This is a genomic window from Geobacillus sp. ZGt-1 (genome assembly GCF_001026865.1).
GTDB classification, from domain to species: Bacteria; Bacillota; Bacilli; order Bacillales; family Anoxybacillaceae; genus Geobacillus; species Geobacillus thermoleovorans.
The window spans coordinates 579,175-595,925 of the sequence record NZ_LDPD01000023.1 but is presented as its reverse complement, the minus strand read 5'-3'; the positions used below and the strand labels follow the sequence as shown (position 1 = coordinate 595,925).

The 16,751-nt window shown below is 55.1% G+C and carries 15 protein-coding genes, 3 pseudogenes and 1 riboswitch; of the genes and pseudogenes, 16 read left to right on the top strand and 2 right to left on the bottom strand.

Annotation, left to right across the window (positions count from 1 at the left end; genetic code table 11):
• Positions 1 to 61 precede the first annotated feature (61 nt).
• From modA to crcB (VU18_RS11740), 3 genes are all read left to right on the top strand, one after another.
• Complete coding sequence (modA, locus tag VU18_RS11750) at positions 62 to 853, top strand: molybdate ABC transporter substrate-binding protein (RefSeq protein ID WP_033025967.1); 792 nt, start codon at positions 62 to 64, stop codon at positions 851 to 853.
• Between the two features lie 48 nt (positions 854 to 901).
• Positions 902 to 964: riboswitch (Fluoride riboswitch) on the top strand.
• 45 nt (positions 965 to 1,009) lie between these two features.
• Complete coding sequence (gene crcB / locus VU18_RS11745) at positions 1,010 to 1,399, top strand: fluoride efflux transporter CrcB (protein WP_011232177.1); 390 nt, start codon at positions 1,010 to 1,012, stop codon at positions 1,397 to 1,399.
• Entirely contained in the window at positions 1,399 to 1,749 is a 351-nt protein-coding gene (gene crcB / locus VU18_RS11740) for a fluoride efflux transporter CrcB (RefSeq protein WP_047758139.1), read from the top strand. The genes crcB (VU18_RS11745) and crcB (VU18_RS11740) overlap by 1 nt, the downstream gene beginning before the upstream one ends.
• Before the next feature lie 311 nt (positions 1,750 to 2,060).
• On the opposite strand, the gene VU18_RS11735 is transcribed toward crcB (VU18_RS11740), so the two are convergent.
• The gene (locus VU18_RS11735) at positions 2,061 to 3,341 is read right to left on the bottom strand and encodes an alkaline phosphatase (protein ID WP_047758138.1); all 1,281 of its coding nucleotides are present in this window, start codon (positions 3,339 to 3,341) and stop codon (positions 2,061 to 2,063) included.
• A 279-nt stretch (positions 3,342 to 3,620) separates the two neighbouring features.
• On the opposite strand from VU18_RS11735, the gene VU18_RS11730 reads away from it, so the two are divergent.
• The 3 genes from VU18_RS11730 to VU18_RS11720 all read left to right on the top strand — a co-directional run bounded on the left by VU18_RS11730 (position 3,621) and on the right by VU18_RS11720 (position 8,145).
• On the top strand, positions 3,621 to 4,073 hold the full coding sequence (locus tag VU18_RS11730) for a MarR family winged helix-turn-helix transcriptional regulator (protein WP_025949443.1): 453 nt from the start codon (positions 3,621 to 3,623) through the stop codon (positions 4,071 to 4,073).
• Positions 4,070 to 7,234: an MMPL family transporter gene (locus VU18_RS11725; RefSeq protein ID WP_047758137.1), complete on the top strand. Its 3,165-nt coding sequence runs from the start codon at positions 4,070 to 4,072 to the stop codon at positions 7,232 to 7,234. The genes VU18_RS11730 and VU18_RS11725 overlap by 4 nt, the downstream gene beginning before the upstream one ends.
• 245 nt (positions 7,235 to 7,479) lie before the next feature.
• On the top strand, positions 7,480 to 8,145 hold the full coding sequence (locus VU18_RS11720) for a type 1 glutamine amidotransferase domain-containing protein (protein ID WP_014196493.1): 666 nt from the start codon (positions 7,480 to 7,482) through the stop codon (positions 8,143 to 8,145).
• A 620-nt stretch (positions 8,146 to 8,765) separates the two neighbouring features.
• Here VU18_RS11720 and rnhC read toward each other — a convergent pair.
• Positions 8,766 to 9,701 carry a ribonuclease HIII gene (gene rnhC / locus VU18_RS11715; protein ID WP_011232171.1) on the bottom strand — a complete coding sequence of 312 codons (936 nt, stop codon included), beginning with the start codon at positions 9,699 to 9,701 and terminating at the stop codon, positions 8,766 to 8,768.
• Between the two features lie 158 nt (positions 9,702 to 9,859).
• Between rnhC and zapA the strand changes: the two genes are divergently transcribed.
• The 10 genes and pseudogenes from zapA to VU18_RS20275 form a co-directional block, all read left to right on the top strand.
• A complete protein-coding gene (gene zapA, locus VU18_RS11710) occupies positions 9,860 to 10,135 on the top strand; it encodes a cell division protein ZapA (RefSeq protein ID WP_011232170.1) in 276 nt (91 codons plus the stop codon).
• Positions 10,128 to 10,667, top strand: a complete 540-nt coding sequence (locus tag VU18_RS11705; protein ID WP_011232169.1) for a CvpA family protein — start codon at positions 10,128 to 10,130, stop codon at positions 10,665 to 10,667. Before zapA ends, VU18_RS11705 begins: the two co-directional genes overlap by 8 nt.
• 90 nt (positions 10,668 to 10,757) lie before the next feature.
• Positions 10,758 to 11,675: pseudogene (gene polX, locus VU18_RS20300) on the top strand (DNA polymerase/3'-5' exonuclease PolX); the annotation flags it as partial.
• Position 11,676: 1 nt separating this feature from the next.
• The coding region (gene polX, locus VU18_RS20295; RefSeq protein ID WP_236687379.1) for a DNA polymerase/3'-5' exonuclease PolX at positions 11,677 to 12,482 on the top strand (806 nt) is incomplete at its 5' end.
• Between the two features lie 20 nt (positions 12,483 to 12,502).
• Positions 12,503 to 13,988: pseudogene (locus VU18_RS20290) on the top strand (endonuclease MutS2); the annotation flags it as partial.
• Position 13,989: 1 nt separating this feature from the next.
• Positions 13,990 to 14,857 (top strand): Smr/MutS family protein (locus VU18_RS20285; protein WP_236687378.1); only part of this gene is annotated, 868 nt, incomplete at its 5' end.
• Between the two features lie 14 nt (positions 14,858 to 14,871).
• Entirely contained in the window at positions 14,872 to 15,279 is a 408-nt protein-coding gene (locus VU18_RS11690) for a DUF350 domain-containing protein (protein WP_015375560.1), read from the top strand.
• 13 nt (positions 15,280 to 15,292) lie between these two features.
• Positions 15,293 to 15,457 (top strand): hypothetical protein, encoded by a 165-nt coding sequence (locus tag VU18_RS18380; RefSeq protein ID WP_011232165.1) that lies wholly within the window; start codon positions 15,293 to 15,295, stop codon positions 15,455 to 15,457.
• A 77-nt stretch (positions 15,458 to 15,534) separates the two neighbouring features.
• Positions 15,535 to 15,773: pseudogene (locus VU18_RS20280) on the top strand (AMP-binding protein); the annotation flags it as partial.
• 1 nt (position 15,774) lies between these two features.
• The coding region (locus tag VU18_RS20275) for an AMP-binding protein (RefSeq protein WP_236687377.1) at positions 15,775 to 16,751 on the top strand (977 nt) is incomplete at both ends.

The following is a 16,751-nucleotide window of genomic DNA, read 5'->3' as shown; positions in this document are numbered from 1 at the left end:
CATTATTTATAATTAGATATCATTACATATAAAAATCTAAATGGAGATAAGGGGGATGTAGATGCGAAAAATGGCATGGCTTGTCGCGGTGGTCTTGTTGTTCGGCTTGTATGGCTGCGACAGCGGTTCGAAAGAGGGGGCTGGGCAAACGAAATCGGCGGACAAAGTGGAGCTCACTATCTCCGCCGCGGCCAGTCTGCAAGAAGCGCTGGAAGAAGCGAAAACGGCGTTTGAACGAAAGCACCCGAACATCCGCATCCAATATAATTTTGGCGCGTCGGGCGCCTTGCAAAAACAAATTTCCGAAGGGGCGCCGGTCGATCTCTTTTTCTCCGCGGCTGCCGAGCCATTTGAGGAACTGAAAAAGGAAGGGCTGATCGATTCCAAACACGAAAAAACCGTGCTCGCCAACGAGCTGGTGCTCATCGTTCCGAAACAAGGAGAAGAGGCGATTCAGTCGCTCGATGACATCACCCGCGCCAAACGAGTGGCGATCGGCATCCCCGAGTCGGTGCCGGCCGGCATGTACGCCAAACAAACGTTGGAGAAGGCGGGGCTGTGGGAGCAGGTGAAAGCGAAGCTTGTTTACGCGAAAGACGTTCGTCAAGTGCTGACGTACGTGGAAACCGGAAACGTCGACGCCGGGTTTGTGTACCGGACGGACGCGCTCGTGTCGGACAAAGTCAAGATCGCCGCCTCCGTGCCAAGCGGCATGCACGACCCGATCGTCTATCCGCTTGGTGTTGTCAAGACGAGCAAACATCTCAAGGAGGCGCGGGAGTTGTATGATTATTTGACGAGCGAACAAGCGCTCCAAATATTCGAACAACACGGGTTCCGACCAAGCCGTTGAATCTGCTTCCCATTGGGAGGGGATATATGGTAAAATAAAGGCGATGCCAATCGAATAGGCGATGGAGTTCGCCATAACCGCCGGCTTCCGGCTGATGACTCCTGCTGCAAATTGAAGCGGCAGGAGTCTGTTCATTTTTGGAAGGAGGGGTCCTTATTGGTCTATCTCGCTGTCGGCATCGCCGGCATGATCGGCGCGCTTGTCCGCTATGGCCTCGGTTTGGTTGTTCCCGCCGCCGCCGTCGGCGGCTTTCCGCTCGGGACGCTTTTCATCAACTGGACAGGCTCGTTTTTGCTCAGCTGGTTCACCGTGATGTTCACCCGCCGCCCCGCGTGGCCGCCATGGCTGAAAACAGCCGTAACGACCGGGTTCGTCGGTTCGTATACGACGTTTTCGACGCTTAGCGTTGAATGTGTGGAATTGATGGAACAAGGGCGCTTTGGCATGGCGGCCGTTTATATCGCTGCCAGCCTGTTTGGCGGGTTGCTCGCCTCATGGGCTGGATATGCCGCCGCTCAACCGGAACGGAAGGAAGGGATTGGATAATGTACGCACCGCTGTTTGTGGCGATCGGCGGTTTTTTCGGCGCCATGGCCCGCTATCTCGTCAGCCGCTGGGCGGCTCGGCGTTCGCCGCGTTTTCCCATAGGGACGCTCATTGTCAACTTGCTTGGGTCCTTTTTGCTTGGCTGGCTCGCCGGAAGCGGCGCCGCCGATGCGACGAAGCTGCTTGTCGGCACGGGCTTTATGGGCGCGTTCACGACGTTTTCGACGTTGAAATGGGAAAGCGTGCAAATGATGCAGCAGCGCCAATGGGCGAAGGTGGTCGTTTATTTGGCGGCTACGTATTTGTGTGGCGTTTGGCTCGCGTGGCTTGGCTATCACGTGGGGCGGTGACCGCAGCGCCGAAAAACAAGCATTGTTTCTTAATTAGTTGATTGTGAAAAAGAACGTTCTTGGCTTGCTTTTAGAGGGCTGGTGATTGAATGAAAAATGTGAATCAACAACAGTGTTTTTCAATTTGATAAGCCTTGTAAAATCTGTTTTTCTCTTTGATCAAAAATGACCGATTTGCAGGAATGATTGTTTTTTCACCGCCCTTCTAGGCAATCAGTATGGATGAATGGATAGAAAAATCTTCCCCGCAAACGATTCGTTCGCGGGGAAACGGAGATCGATGAAGGACAACGACCGAAACACGGATGGCGTTATCTTTTGCTTTTTCCAAACAATAATTCTTCAAGAATATCATGAATGCGTGTATTCTCGTACACGCCGGTGAACCGCTCCGCCCCCGGGCCCATGGCGGTCAGCGGCACATCGGCGGCGGTGTGGCCCGTTGTCGTCCAGTCGAGGGCGAACGTTTGCGAAGAACCAGCGATGGCAAACGGGCCGTCTTCGCCGGAAATCGTCTTGCCGTCTCCCGACTCATCGGCGCCGCCCGGCGTTTCGATCGTCAAGCCGCCGCATTCATGGTCGGCGAGCACGAGGACGAGCGTATCCCGATGGCGCTTGGCGTATTGCTTCGCTACAGCGACCGCTTCGTCAAGCTGCTGGCCCGCTTTAAGCATGAGCGATCCGTTGTTTTCATGGCTCATTTCATCAATGGCTTCTTCTTCGACCACGAGGAAAAAGCCTTTTTTGTTTTGCGACAGCACATCCAACGCTTTTTTCGTCATATCAGGCAGCGGCACGACGGGATTGTACACATCCCCTTCCCCTTCCGGTCGCTGCTGGAACATTTCCTCATTGGCAAACAGCCCGAGCAGCTTGCGGCCGGACGCTTGTTTCAGCTCATCGGCGGTGCGGACGTACGTGTAGCCCAATTGTTTCGCCCGTTCAACCAAGTTGCCTTGCGTGCCTTTGCTTCCTTCTTCCGGATCTTCGGCTGGATGGTCGGGGTAATAGCCAGGATTTCCATCAGGGTACCAGTAATCCTCCCCGCCGCCCAAAATGACGTCCACTTTCGTTTGTTCAATGTATTGCTTGGCGATGTCGCTTTGCGCCGAACGACTGGCGGTGTGGGCGGCAAACGCGGCCGGTGTGGCGTCCGTCACTTGGGCGGTCGTGACAAGCCCTGTTGCCTTGCCGGCTTTTTTCGCTTGTTCCAAAATCGTTTCCACTGGTTTCCCTTGTCGATCAACGGAAATGGCGCCGTTGTATGTTTTCACGCCTGAGGCGATGGCAGTCGCCGCCGCGGCGGAGTCGGTAATGAATGATTTCGCGTCGGCAGAGTTCGTATGGACGAGGCCGCTGTACGGCATGCTGTCCATTTCCAATTCCCCGCTCAATCCTTTTGTAGCGAGGCGAATGGCGTTGCGATGCGCGGTGCCCATGCCATCGCCGACAAAAAGGATGACATTTTTCACTTCAGGCGGCTTCGATTGTTTCGTTGGGGCGGCCCATGCAGCTTGACTAGCATGATAAAGCGTCAGTCCGGCGCTCAGCCCGGCAATGAGCAAAGCGGTGCGGCGTTTCGATCGGAACATCGTTCTCCTCTCCTTTTTCAGATGATTTGGTCACTTTTATCGTACAAGCTGGATGTTAAGCGTTCGTGAAGGCCGTGTAATCATTTTGAAAACATTTCCTTTGTTTCGGAATGGGAGGACAGACTCGATGTTCTTTTGCTCACATTTCTCGTTGACTTTTTCTTTTTTCCTTGGTATCGTTACTAACAGTTCAATCATTGAACTAAATAAAAAAAGCCGCCGTCCCGAGGGAGATGTTTGGACAAATTGTTCAATTGTTGAACAAATGGAGGTGAAGGAATGCCGGAACGAAACATCGACGAATGGATCGACCGCTATTTGTCCGTGTCGTTTCTCGTGATGAAACGCGGCGCGGCGCTTGTCAAAGACAGCCTTTGCGAAGAGATGACGCATGACCAATATTATTTGCTTCGCTACATCCGCCGGCGGGGGACGTGCACGTCAACGGAGCTCGCGGCGATGTTCGGGGTGAACAAAAGCGCGGTGACGGCGATGACGAACCGCCTTGTCGACAAAGGCTGGCTGCGCCGCGACCGTGACGAGAACGACCGGCGCGTCATCGTCTTATCGCTGACAGAGCACGGGGAAGCATGGGTGAAGGAGATGGACCGGAGCGTCTATCGGCTCGTCGAAGAAGTAATCGCCCGCTTTCCGGAAGAAGAAATTGAAGCGTTCATCCGCACGTATGAGCGGCTGGCCCGCGTGCTGCAGGAGGTGGAAGAGGCGACATGAAAGCGATCATCAAAGGAAAATGGCTCGTACTTGCGGCATGGATCGCCATTGCGGCCGTGCTCATGGCGACGGCGCCGAACATGGGCGATCTTGTCCGCGAGAAAGGGCAGTTGAGCGTGCCTGACGGCTACTCGTCGTCATTGGCGGCCAAGCTGATCAAAGAGGCGAACAGCCAGGAAAACAAACAAAACGAACGCTCCGCGGTGCTTGTCTTTTACCAAAAAGGCGGGTTGACGGCGGATGACAAAAAAGAGATTGAACGGGCGGTAAACGCGCTCGAAAAGAAAAAAGAGGAGCTTCATGTCACGAACATCGTCTCGCCGTTTGCCAACCCGAAGCTCGAAAAAGAACTCATCTCCAAAGACGGGACGACGATGCTCATTTCCATCACCATCGACCCGGCCGGCCGGACGGCGAAACAGCTGACGGATGCTTTATATAAAGCCGTCAGCGGCGTCAAAGTCGAGCATTATTTCACCGGCGGCTGGATGATCGATGAAGATGTGGTGGCAAGCTCACAGGCAGGCGTGAAAAAAACGGAAGGGATCACCGTCGTTTTTATTTTAATCGTCTTGCTCGCCGTGTTCCGTTCGCCGGTAGCGCCGCTCATTCCGCTGCTTGTGGTCGGGGCGACGTACGTCGTTTCGCAGTCAGTCGTGGCGTTTTTGGTCGATCAGGTCAACTTTCCGTTGTCGACGTTTACGCAGACGTTTTTAGTCGCCGTGTTGTTCGGCATTGGGACCGACTATTGCATTTTGCTGCTGAGCCGGTTTAAAGAAGAACTGGCGAAACGCGGCGATCGGGTGGAAGCGATCGTCGCCACGTACCGGACGGCTGGGAAAACGGTGGCCGCAAGCGGCATTGCCGTCATGATCGGCTTTGCGGCGATCGGTTTGTCGACGTTTAAGCTGTACCAATCGGCGGCGGCCGTCGCCGTTGGGGTAGCGGTGCTGCTTTTGGCGCTCGTGACGCTTGTGCCGTTTTTCATGGCCGTGCTTGGCGAGAAGCTGTTTTGGCCGGTGCGGGGGAAGCTCGAGCATGGGCAAAGCCGGCTTTGGCTCGCGGCTGGCCGATTTGCGTTCGCCCGTCCGCTTTTGGCGCTGGCGATTGTCGCCGTCGTGACCGTGCCGGTGTTGGCGACGTATGATGGCAAACTGTCGTTTGATTCCATGGAAGAGATCGGCGATCATTATCGTTCCGTCAAAGCGTTTGACATCATTGCCGATCATTTCAATCCGGGAGATGCCATGCCGACGCAGGTGGTATTGAAAAGCAAAGAGCCGCTTGATTCGGAAGAAGGGCTGGCGTTGATTGAGAAAATGAGCCGTGAGATCGAAAAAGTTGATGGCGTGGCGAGCGTCCGCTCGGCGACGCGTCCGACGGGAGAGCCGATTCAGGAGCTGTATGTCACCGAACAGGCGAAACAGCTGAAAAGCGGCCTTGGCGCCGGCAAAGAGGGCATTGAGAAAATCGGCTCCGGCCTTGAGGCGGCAAGCCAAAAGTTGTCCTCGTCCGCTCCGCAGCTGAAGCAGGCGTCATCCGGCGTCGGCCAGCTCGTCTCCGGAACGGAGCGGCTTGAAGACGGCCTGCGCCAGCTGCAAACCGGTCTCAGTCAAATTGAACAAGGGGTGCGCCGGGGAGCAATGGGCGCCGGTGAGCTGAAAAACGGCTTAGTGACGCTTCGCGACAATGCGAAAAAGCTGCAGGAAGGCGCCACGCAGCTGCTTGACGGCTACAAGCAGGCGGAACAAGGACTGTCGGCGCTAAGCGGCCAGTACCGGCAAATCGAAGCGGGATTAAAAGCTGTCGCCGCTCAGCTTGCCGCCGTGCAGACGATGCTCGGGCAAGTCGAACAGTCGCATCCGGAACTCCGTCAAGATGGGCAATACCAACAAGCGAAAATGACGGTTGCCGCCTTGTCCGGCCAGACGAAACAAATGGCGGACGGCCTCACGCAATTGAACGGGGCGCTTGAGCAGGCGCGCGCCGGTTTGGCGAAAGCGAACGAATCGTTCGCCCAACTCGCGGCTGGTCAAGCGGCGGTCAACGGCGGCTTGGATCAAGTCATTGCCGGGCTTAGTGAGCTCGAAGCCGGATTGACGAAAGCGGCCGACGGCCAGAAACAGGCGGTTGACAAATTGCCGCAATTCTCCCGAGGGCTTGAGCAAGTGAACGGCGGCCAGCGCCAATTGCTTGAGCATTTCTCCGCGCTTGGCGGCCAGCTCGGCCAGCTTGTAAATGGCTTGGACCAAAGCGCGTCCGGCCTTCAAAAAGTGGCGGACGGCCTCGGAACGGCGGAAACGTATTTAGCCGATTTGTCATCGGCCCCGGAGAAAGAAATGGCCGGCTGGCACATGCCGAAAGAGGCGCGCGAAAGCAAAGACTTTGCGCAGGCGAAAGACGCGTATATGTCGAAAGACCGCCACATCGTGACGTTCGACGTCGTTTTAAAAGAAAATCCGTATTCAACATCGGCGCTCGGCCGCATCGATGACATTCGCGCCGCGGCCGAACGGGCAGTGAAAGGAACGAAGTGGGAAGACGCGACGATCGCTGTCGGCGGCGTCACCAGCACGTACGCCGATTTGCAGGCGATTTCGAACGCCGACTATCGGCATACCGCGGTGCTTATGCTCATTGGCATCGCCATCGTGTTGGCGGTGCTGCTCCGTTCGCTGATCATGCCGCTTTATTTGATCTTGTCGCTCGTGTTGACGTATTACACGTCGATGGCCGTCACCGAGCTCATTTTCGTCAACGGCCTTGGCTATGCCGGCTTGAACTGGGCGGTGTCGTTCTTCGCCTTTGTGCTGCTTTTGGCGCTCGGCATCGACTACAGCATCTTCCTGATGGATCGGTTCAACGAATACCGCGGCCGGCCGGTGAAGGAAGCGATGCTGTCGGCGATGGGCCATATGGGGACGGTCATCATCTCGGCCGCCGTCATTTTAGGCGGAACGTTCGCCGCGATGTATCCGTCCGGCGTCTTGTCGCTTTTGCAAATTGCGACGATTGTGCTGACAGGGCTCCTGCTTTACGCCCTCGTCGTCCTGCCGCTTTTCGTCCCGGTCATGGTCCGCACGTTCGGCCGCGCGAACTGGTGGCCGTTTCGGCAACCGGTGAGTGAAGCGGACGGACTGGAACAACAAAAAATTAGTTGAGAAGGCGGGCCATCGCCGCTTCCCGAGATCTAGGAAGCGGCGTTCTTTTTTAGGGAGAACGGAAAGGATGTCGTCCTTCTAATCGAGAGAATATATGTTCTATTCGTGTTGCTTGATCATCTTCCAGTGATTCATTCCCCTCAATCATGATTCTATTTCACGAGCATATTTTTTCCGTTTTTGCCCAATGTAAAGGTATGATGAGTGATAGAGAACATTCCAGAACCTAAAGGAGGAATGACGCCATGACGAAACGAGTGCTCATGGTGGTGACGAACCATACGACGATCACCGACGACCATAAAACCGGGCTTTGGCTTGAAGAGTTTGCCGTGCCGTATTTGGTGTTTAAAGAAAAAGGGTATGACGTGAAAGTGGCGAGCATTCAAGGCGGTGATGTGCCGCTTGACCCGCGCAGCATCAATGAAAAAGACCCGTCTTGGGCGGAGGCGGAAGCAGTGCTGAAGAACACAACACGTTTAAGCAAGGACGATGCACACGGGTTTGACGCCATTTTCCTTCCCGGTGGACACGGGACGATGTTCGATTTTCCCGACAATGAAACGCTGCAATACGTCTTGCAGCAGTTTGCCGAAGACGGGCGCATCATCGCCGCTGTCTGCCACGGTCCGTCAGGGCTGGTGAACGCCACATACAAAGACGGTACGCCGATTGTGAAAGGAAAAACGATCACGTCGTTTACAGACGAAGAAGAACGCGAAGTCGGGCTTGACGTCCATATGCCGTTTTTGTTGGAGTCCACCTTGCGCCTGCGCGGGGCGAATTTCGTCCGCGGCGAGAAGTGGACCGATTTCTCGGTGCGCGACGGCAACTTGATCACTGGGCAAAACCCGCAATCAAGCCGAAGCACGGCGGAGAAAGTCGTCGCCGCGCTGGAAGAACTGGCGTGAGCGATATCAGCTGAACTTGTGACAAGACGCTGCTTTTTTGGCGCGTCTTGTTTTTTTGGCACGATTTTCTGGCCGTTGTCCGGAAATGAATCCCGGTCAGTCAAGAGTTTGTGGAGAACTCTTTTCGGTTCACCACGTATGTTGTCGCCCACCAGTTAGCAAACCATTTTTATGTATTGATATCGTAAGCGTTTTTGGACTTTCATCTGTCATGGTAAGGTAGTGAAGCTGCAATCGATTTTTTACACCAAAACAAAATTCCGAAGAACTGACAGTGCTTAATGGGGCGGCATCCCGGACGACTGATGAAGATAAGGGATATTTTGACGTACCGTATCGGGATTACAATTCATTCACGTTCTGCTGGAATGGATTATTTTGTACGAGCAACGGAAAAATCGAAGGCCATCGATGGCGCGGCAGAATAGGCCGTCTAATGATCCCGGCTCACTAGGCTGGGTGGGGACAGCCTTTTGGTTGTTTGCGGATGAAAAGCCATTTTCTTCATAACGTAAAACGAAACATGTGGAAAGGATGGGAAACGGTGTCGTTCAGTTACTACGGGTCGACCTGTGCAACGGAGCCAACGCTGCCGTTTCCCATGGATGTGATTGAAACAATTACCGGTGCTTGGCGATGTCAAGCGCCTTTTTCGTATTGGCAAAATGAAGCTTGGCGCACGTCTCAAGTGCTTCAGCTCCTCGCTCGCGGATGATCCGGGCTGCGGCTTCGTCAACGATGGCGCCGGCGCCTTTCGGGAGCAAAAGGCCGACGGTGCGGGATAATCGCTCCATCTCTTCTAAAAACACATAGCGGGCGATGATCGAGGCGGCGGCGACAGCCACGTGCACGCTTTCTGCTTTTGGCAGGCAATGCACCCGATCGCTTACGATGCGCGTTTCATCAGCGAGGCAGCGGAAATACGAGCCGCGTTCTAAAAACTGATCGATGATGATCGCTTCTGGTTCGATGGGCGCGATGGCGTCAACAAGTTTCGCGAGCGTCCGGTTGTGAAGCAGCGCCTTCATTTTCGTCTGCGGCATTCCGCTTCGCTGCCAGCGGTTGTATTCGGCGTTATCAAGCACAGTGACGGCATACGGCGCCGTTTCCATGATGGCGGGGGCGATTTTGTGGATCGCCTCGTCCGTTAGTTGCTTTGAATCTTTCACGCCAAGCGCCGCGATTTTGGCGATATGCGACCGATCAACGTAGGCGGCGGCGACGACGATCGGGCCGAAATAGTCCCCGGTGCCGACTTCATCCGAACCGATGGCAGAAAGCTTCTCGAGCCTATGTTCCAATGGGGGCGAGGCGGTCTCTCTCTCCTGTCGTTTGCCTGGATCAGCCCCCCTCTTCACCATCCATTTCCCTGCTTCTTGCTCCGCCGCTTTCCCTTGAAACAGCACTTTGCCTGAGCGGTAGGCGGTGATGACGACATCCGGGCGCTTGACGGCAAACAACGCTCCGGCCGGAAGCCGGTCGGATAAGGCGTCTTGGTAGTGGGCGCGCAAGGCGTCAAGCAGCTGTTGATCGGCTTGAATCACATAGTTTGACAATGTTCGATCGCTCCTTTATCTTCTCTATCGTCGCTGTGTGGTGTGAGTAAAATATTTGTACAAAGTCTTGACTGACTCCGCTGTGTGTCGCATCTTTCCATTATACCAGCGTTCATGATATGATAAACAGTAGGATTTTGCGAAATGGGGGAGAAAGTTTGACAGGACAGCCAAAAACGCGAGTGAGCGTCCGCATCTATGGTCAAGACTACACGATCGTCGGCGCGGAAAGCCCAGCCCATATCCGGCTCGTGGCGGCGTTCGTTGACGATAAAATGCATGAATTCAGTGAGAAAAATCCGATGCTCGATGTGCCGAAACTGGCCGTTTTGACGGCCGTCAATATTGCCAGTGAGTATTTGAAGTTAAAGGAAGAATACAACCGGCTTCGTGAACAGCTGAAGAAGGAGAAGGATGGGGAACGCGATGATTGATGTCGTGCTGCTGTTTGTCCTGTTGCTGGGGGCGATGATCGGGCTGAAGCGCGGCTTTATTCTCCAATTCATTCATATGGCCGGGTTTTTCATTGCCTTTTTCGTTGCTTATCAGTATTATGAGCGGTTTGTACCGACATTGCGCCTTTGGATTCCATATCCGACGTTCGGCGATCCGGAGACGATGAAGCTGCTGTTTCAGAGCACCCATTTAGACGATGCCTATTATCGGGCGATTTCCTTTGCACTTTTATTTTTTGTGGTGAAAATCGTGCTTCAAATCGTCGGCTCGATGCTCGATTTCGTCGCCCAGCTGCCGCTGTTGCGCAGCGTCAACCGTCTGGCGGGGGCGGCGCTCGGATTTGCGGAAGTGTATTTGCTTGTCTTTTTGTTTTTGTATATCGGGGCGCTCGTGCCGATTGACAGCGTGCAGGAGCAGCTGCAGCATTCGCTCATGGCGACCGTGATTGTGAAACATACGCCGGTGTTGTCGGAGATGCTTGGCAACTGGTGGATTCATGGCCGCGTCTGATGACCTGCTTGAAGGACGACAAACGCTTTCACCGATTCATGACTATGTTTGCTGGAATGTGGCCGTGATGTTGGAAAGAGAGGGGACGGCATGGACATAAACAAAAAAGATGTCATCCGCCTGTTGGAAACGATTGCGTTATATTTGGAAATCAAAGGGGAGAATCCGTTTAAAGTGAACGCATTCCGCAAGGCGGCAAGCGCGTTGGAGGCGGATGAGAGGAGCCTCGCGGAAATTAGCGACTTTACCGCCATCCCTGGCATCGGCAAAAGCACAGCGGCGATCATCACCGAATTTATCAAGAGCGGCTCGTCGTCGGTGCTGAATGAACTAAAACGCGATGTTCCGGAGACGCTGCTCGCCTTGCTCAAACTGCCGGGGCTTGGCGGCAAAAAAATCGCCAAGCTGCATCAGGAGCTTGGCATTGTCGATATGGACGGATTGAAAGAAGCGTGCTTGGCTGGAAAAGTGCGCGCGCTTGCCGGTTTTGGCGCGAAAACGGAAGAAAAGCTGCTTGCGGCCATTGAAAAGGCAGGCAAACGCCCCGAGCGGCTGCCGCTCGCCCGGGTGCTCGCGATCGCGGCGGACATTGAACGCCAGCTCGCTTGTCTTGATGGCGTGATTCGCTTCTCGCGAGCCGGCAGCTTGCGGCGCTTGAACGAAACGGTGAAAGATTTGGATTATGTCATCGCTACCGATCGTCCGGCCGAGGTGCGCGACGGGCTGCTCGGCTTTGAGCGCATCCGCGAAGTGCTCGCCGCTGGGGAGACGAAAGTGTCGCTTCTTTTTCAGTATGATGATGAAATTGCGGCTGATTTCCGTCTCGTCGGCGAGGACGAGTTTGCGACCGCGCTTCACCATTTTACCGGATCGAAGGACCATAATGTGCGCATGCGCCAGCTCGCCAAAGAGCGCGGGGAGAAAATCAGCGAATATGGCGTGGAAGACCAAGCGACAGGCAAGGTGAAAACGTTCCCCAATGAATCGGCGTTTTACGCCCATTTCGGGNTGCCGTACATTCCCCCGGAGCTGCGTGAAGATGGCACGGAAGTCGACCGATATTCTTCTGATGATCCACTTGTCCATTTTGACGATATCCAAGGCGACTTGCATATGCATTCGGCATGGAGCGACGGCGCGTGTTCGCTCGAGGAGCTCGCCGAAGCGTGCCGCCGCCGCGGCTATCGGTATATCGCCATTACCGACCATTCGCACTATTTGAAAGTCGCCAACGGCTTGACCCCGGATCGGTTGCGGCGCCAGCGCGAGGAAATTGAGCGGCTGAACGCGCGCTATTCGGATTTTACGATTTTGGCCGGCATTGAGATGGATATTTTGCCGGACGGGACGCTCGATTACGACGATGACGTGCTCAAGGAGCTTGATTTTGTCATCGCCGCCATTCACTCTGCGTTCAAACAGCCGCGCGAGACGATCATGAAACGGCTTGAGGCGGCGCTTCGCCACCCGTACGTCGATGTCATTGCTCATCCGACCGGAAGGCTGATCGGCCAGCGCGACGGCTATGACGTCGATATCGAGCGGCTCATCGAGCTGGCGGCGGAGACGAACACGGTGCTTGAGTTAAACGCCAACCCAAACCGGCTCGACTTGTCGGCGGCCTACGTGAAAAAAGCCCAGGAAGCGGGGGTGTACATTGCCATCAACACGGACGCCCACCATTTGGACATGCTCGAGGATATGGCGATCGGCGTAGCGACGGCAAGAAAAGGTTGGATCCATAAGGAAACGGTCATCAACACATGGCCGCTTGAAAAGCTGCAACAGTTTTTGCACGACAAACGAAAGAAATGAATCAGCTGGGGGTCAGATACGTGCAACCAAAAGTGCTTCACACCTTGGAGTTTGATAAAGTGAAAGAGCAGTTGGCTGAGCATGCGTCCTCGCCGCTCGGTTTGGAAAAAATCGACGCTCTCATGCCGTCTTCTGACTGGGAGGAGGTGGCCGCTTGGCTTGACGAAACGGATGAAGCCGCCGCTGTTTTGCGGCTTGCTGGCTATGTGCCGCTTGACGGAGTAGTCGACATCCGTCCGCATCTCAAGCGGGCGGCGATCGGCGGCACGCTCAGCCCGCAAGAGCTGCTTGAAGTGGCGGCCACCTCGGCCGCAAGCCGGCAAATGAAGCGGCTGATCGCGGGTCTCTATGACGAGCATGGCGGACTTGAGCGGCTTTTCCGTTATGCGGACACATTGGCTGAAGCGCCGGAACTCGAGCATGACGTTCGCCGCTCGATCGATGACCATGGCGAAGTGCTGGATGCCGCAAGCGACCGCCTCCGCTCGCTGCGCGGGCAAATTCGGTCAGTGGAAGCGCGCATCCGCGAGAAACTTGAGAGCATCATCCGCTCGCCGTCGGCGCAAAAGCGGCTGTCGGACGCCATCATTACGATCCGCAATGACCGATATGTCATCCCGGTGAAACAAGAGTATCGCGGCGCCTACGGCGGCATCGTCCACGACCAGTCGGCGTCCGGGGCGACGCTGTTTATTGAACCGCAGGCGGTCGTCGAGTTGAACAATGCGCTCCGCGAAGCGCGGGCGAAAGAAAAGCAAGAAATCGAACGCATTTTGCGCGAACTTTCGGCAAAAGTCGCTGAGCAGGCCGAGCCGCTTGCGCGGACGGTCGAAGCGCTCGCGGCGCTTGATTTTGCGTTCGCCAAGGCGAAATACGCCCGCCGGTTGCAAGCCGCGAAGCCAGCGGTCAATAGCCGAGGCTATCTTCGTTTTTTGCAGGCACGCCATCCGCTGCTGGATCAAGAAAAGGCGGTGCCCAATGATATTGAATTGGGCGGCGACTATACGACGATCGTCATCACCGGGCCGAACACCGGCGGAAAAACGGTGACGTTAAAAACGATCGGCTTGTTGACGCTCATGGCGCAAGCGGGGCTGTTCATCCCGGCGGCCGACGGATCGGAAGCGGCGGTGTTCCGTTCCGTTTTCGCCGATATCGGCGATGAGCAGTCGATCGAACAAAGCTTGAGCACGTTCTCGTCCCATATGGTCAATATCGTTGACATTTTGCGCCATGTCGATGGTGAAAGCCTTGTGCTGTTTGACGAGCTTGGGGCTGGCACCGACCCGCAGGAAGGGGCGGCGCTCGCCATCGCCATCTTGGATGAAGTGCACGGGCGCGGGGCGCGGACGGTGGCGACGACGCATTATCCCGAATTGAAAGCGTACGGCTACAACCGCCCCGGTGTCGTGAATGCGAGCGTCGAGTTTGACACCGAAATGCTCCGCCCGACGTATAAACTGTTGATCGGCATCCCCGGCCGCAGCAACGCCTTTGATATTTCGCNCCGCCTTGGGCTTGATGAACGCATCATCGAGCGGGCGAAAGCGCAAGTGAGCGCGGAAAGCCATAACGTCGAAAACATGATCGCGTCGCTTGAACGGAGCAAAAAGCAAGCGGAGGAAGAGGAAGCGCGGGCGCGCGCGGCGCTGGAGGAGGCTGAGCGTCTGCGCGCCGAATGGGAACAAAAATGGGAAGAGCTCGAAGAAGAAAAAGCGGAGCGGCTGGCGGAAGCAACGCAAAAAGCAGCCGACATCATCCGCGCCGCGGAACGCGAAGCCGAGCGGATCATTCAAGAGCTGCGCCGCTTGCAAAAAGAAAAGCAGGCGGAAGTGAAAGAGCATGAGCTCGTCGAGGCGAAAAAGCGGCTCGCTGCCGCTATGCCGAAAGTGGAGAAGCGGAAAAAGGCGAAAAAGGCTGCTTCACGCCATGTGTTCCAGCCGGGTGATGAAGTGAAGGTGACGAGCCTCAACCAAAAAGGCTATTTGATCGAAAAAGTGTCGGACGACGAATGGCAAGTGCAGCTCGGCATTTTAAAAATGAAAATCCGTGAACGCGATTTGGAGTATATCGGCAGCGCGCCGGCGAAAGAAGTGACGCCGATTGCGACCGTGAAAGGCAAGGACGCCCATGTGAGCCTCGAGCTTGACTTGCGCGGCGAACGGTACGAAGACGCTCTCCTTCGGCTTGAGAAGTACTTGGATGATGCTGTGCTCGCCGGCTATGCGCGCGTTTCGATCATCCACGGCAAAGGGACGGGCGCGCTCCGCCAAGGAGTACAGCAGTTTTTAAAGCAGCATCGGGCGGTGAAAAGCTTCCGGTTCGGAGAGGCGAATGAAGGCGGCACCGGGGTGACGATCGTGGAACTGAAATGATGGGGGCGATGGCAATGGCGTCGTTTTGGGAGCACGACATGGTGAAAACGGCGGCCAATTTCAGCGTCGCCGTGTTGTGCATCGTCGTCTTTTTAGCCGTATTTGAATTGGTGACGAAGTACAAAAACTGGGAAGAGATTCGCAAAGGCAATGTGGCGGTGGCGATGGCAACCGGCGGGAAAATTTTCGGCATCGCCAACATTTTTCGCTATGCGCTCGCCCGCCATGAGTCGCTGCCGTCGATGATTGGCTGGGGGCTGTACGGGTTTTTGCTTCTGCTGGCCGCGTACTTTATTTACGAATTTTTGACGCCGAAATTCAATATTGATGACGAAATTGCCAATGACAACCGGGCCGTCGGCTTGATTTCTATGGTGATTTCCGTCGGCTTGTCGTTTGTCATCGGCGAAGGCATTCAGTAAAGGGGAACAACGAATGAACGCAGTAGTGAAATGGTTGTTGATTGCGGTCGGGCTGTTTTTGATCGCCGGCATCGTCTATATGGCCGTGCGCAACCGATCGGTCGATGTGCTGGCGAAAATCTTGTTTGTCATTTGCGCGTGCTTTTTCTTCGTTGGTTTGGTGTACTGGTTTTGGTGACGTCTCGCTCAGGCGAGGCGTTTTTTTGATGAAAAATTAGAAAAAGTAAAATAAAATAGAAGTAAGGGGGGATTGGGATGGAAAAACCGTGGCTCGCTCACTACCCGCCGGAGATTCCGCATACGCTCGACTATCCAAAGAAAACGCTTTCCGACTATTTGCGGGAGACGGCGGAACAATTCGGAGACCATGAGGCGATCGACTTTTTCGGAAAGACGATGACGTTTCGCGAGCTGTACGAGCAAGCATTGACATTCGCGCATTATTTGCGGACGATCGGATTGAAAAAAGGGGATCGGGTGGCGGTGATGCTGCCNAACTGCCCGCAGGCCGTCATCAGCTACTATGGGACGCTCCTAGCCGGCGGCATCGTCGTGCAGACGAATCCGCTTTACACCGAGTATGAGCTTGAATACCAGCTGAACGACAGCGGCGCCTCGGTGCTCGTGACGATGGATCTTCTGTATCCAAAGGCGGAAAAGGTGAAAGGGAGGACGCCAGTCAAACATTGGATTGTCACGAGAATGCAAGATTATTTGCCCACGGTGAAGAAATGGCTGTATCCGCTTGTGCAGCGGAAGCAAAACATGCCGATTGTCCGCATCGCGGAAAGCGAAACTGTTCATCTGTTCCTCACGATCATGAGCTGCAAAGAGACGGCGCCGATCGGGGAGGACATTGATCCGGTGGAAGATGTGGCGCTGCTGCAATATACAGGCGGCACGACGGGGCATCCGAAAGCGGCCATGTTGACGCATCGCAATTTGATCGCCAATACGCTCATGTGCGCTCATTGGGTGTATAAATGCGAAAAAGGAAAAGAAACGGTGCTCGGTGTGCTTCCGTTTTTCCACGTGTACGGCATGACGACGGTGATGAATTTGTCCGTGATGATGGCGAGCAAAATGGTGCTGCTCCCGCGCTTTGATGTCAAGCAAACATTAAAAGCAATCGAGCGCACCCGGCCGACGATGTTCCCAGGCGCGCCGACGATGTATATCGCTTTGTTGAATGAGCCCGACTTGGCCAAATATGATTTATCCTCGATCAACGTCTGCATCAGCGGCTCCGCTCCGTTGCCGGTTGAGGTGCAGGAGCAGTTTGAACGGGTGACGGGCGGAAAATTGATTGAAGGCTATGGGTTGACCGAGGCGTCCCCTGTCACCCACAGCAACTTCCTTTGGGATGGGGAGCGGGTGAAAGGAAGCATCGGCGTTCCGTGGCCGGATACGGACGCGAAAATCATTTCCTTGGAAACGGGTGAGGAAGCAAAGCCGGGCGAGCGTGGAGAACT

Excerpts from the sequence above, each read along its gene's own strand:
- VU18_RS11720 (WP_014196493.1), top strand. The coding sequence starts at position 7,480 with ATGACGAAACGAGTGCTCATGGTGGTGACGAACCATACGACGATCACC.
- modA (WP_033025967.1), top strand. The coding sequence starts at position 62 with ATGCGAAAAATGGCATGGCTTGTCGCGGTGGTCTTGTTGTTCGGCTTG.
- VU18_RS11735 (WP_047758138.1), bottom strand. The coding sequence starts at position 3,341 with ATGTTCCGATCGAAACGCCGCACCGCTTTGCTCATTGCCGGGCTGAGC.
- VU18_RS11730 (WP_025949443.1), top strand. The coding sequence starts at position 3,621 with ATGCCGGAACGAAACATCGACGAATGGATCGACCGCTATTTGTCCGTG.
- crcB (WP_047758139.1), top strand. The coding sequence starts at position 1,399 with ATGTACGCACCGCTGTTTGTGGCGATCGGCGGTTTTTTCGGCGCCATG.
- VU18_RS11725 (WP_047758137.1), top strand. The coding sequence starts at position 4,070 with ATGAAAGCGATCATCAAAGGAAAATGGCTCGTACTTGCGGCATGGATC.
- VU18_RS11705 (WP_011232169.1), top strand. The coding sequence starts at position 10,128 with ATGATTGATGTCGTGCTGCTGTTTGTCCTGTTGCTGGGGGCGATGATC.
- VU18_RS18380 (WP_011232165.1), top strand. The coding sequence starts at position 15,293 with ATGAACGCAGTAGTGAAATGGTTGTTGATTGCGGTCGGGCTGTTTTTG.
- VU18_RS11690 (WP_015375560.1), top strand. The coding sequence starts at position 14,872 with ATGGCGTCGTTTTGGGAGCACGACATGGTGAAAACGGCGGCCAATTTC.